This window comes from Deltaproteobacteria bacterium (assembly GCA_009930495.1).
Lineage (GTDB): Bacteria > Desulfobacterota > Desulfovibrionia > Desulfovibrionales > Desulfomicrobiaceae > Desulfomicrobium.
Genome location: RZYB01000428.1, coordinates 1 through 1,245, shown reverse-complemented (window position 1 = coordinate 1,245; position 1,245 = coordinate 1). Strand labels below are relative to the sequence as shown.

Annotated in this window: 1 protein-coding gene; it reads right to left on the bottom strand. The window is 58.9% G+C overall.

The features are described from left to right. Window positions 1-1,245: type I restriction endonuclease subunit R (locus tag EOL86_15220; GenBank protein ID NCD26920.1), on the bottom strand; the 1,245-nt coding region annotated here is incomplete at both ends.

Below are 1,245 nucleotides of genomic sequence, written 5' to 3'. Positions count from 1 at the left end.
CGGCTCTCCTCATCGTCCATCTCATCCATGATCTGCAGAAGCGCTTCAAAGGTCTTCTCGATGGTCACCCGATCCTTCTCGCGGTTGTACTCGGCGACGATCTCCTCGTAATGTCTTTGGAAATCGGTTCGCAGGGGATTCTGCCGGAGCAGACGCTGCAGGCGTTGTTCGATGGCGGTTTTCAGATTCTGCACGGTGGTGCGCTTGGCCGAGCTGCGCTCGAACTCCCGGCGCAACCGGTCGAAGTCGATCTTGCTGATATCGTATGGTGGCGACTCTTCAGCAACAGCCGGCCCTGTCTGTGTTTCAATCGCCTCATCGACCACCTGATGCAGTTGACGGATGATGTCGGTGATGTCCGCCCGCTCGCGGTCCTGTTGCAGGCTTTTATAGACGATGTTGATCGCGTCGAAGTCGCTCCGGCAATCATTGACGCCTTCGATGGTGATGCAGGCCTTGAACTTCGAGAACACCGCCCGGCACATCACCTCGAATCGCTTTCTCGTCTCATCGTTTTCGTTCGCCGCCTCCTTGGCGGCGAGAATCGCCGCATTTCGGGCAAATCCGGTCTGCCCAATTATCCCATCCAAGGACGCGTTTCGCTCTTCCAAGAAGGATCGGACAAAGGCAATCGCCTCACGAAGATCGGCCAGCAATTCCTCATCGGGCTTGGCCGGTTCGGTCTCGCCGCCATCGCCACCGCGTCCGTCGTCTCCCGTTCCGGCAAAGGTCGCCAGCGCCTTGCGCAGGTTTTTCAGGATGCCGCAGTAATCGACGATCATCCCGTTGTTCTTGCCTTCGCTCACCCGGTTCGCCCGGGCAATGGCCTGCATCAGCGTGTGCGCCTTGAGCGGCTTGTCCAGGTACAGGGTGGAGAGGCTGGGGACATCAAAACCGGTCAGCCACATGGCACAGACGATGGCAACACGAAACGGGTGCTCCTCGGCCTTGAACGCATCGTCCAGCGACAGCCGCTGCATCTGTACGGGCGATTCATGAATCGCCCGTACGGGATTTCGCATGGCCTCGGGCAGGTCGATGCCTTCCTTGATCAGGCGGCGGTGCGGGGTGATGTCCAACTCCCATTTACGGAACTTCTCGACCTCGCCCTGTTCCTCGCTGACAACCACCGCCATCCGGGTCTGGCGCATCCACTCGATCTGACGTCGCCGATAGATCTCCTCCTGCTCATCCTGTACGGGCGATTCATGAATCGCCCGTATCAACTCGCTGATTCGCTCATTC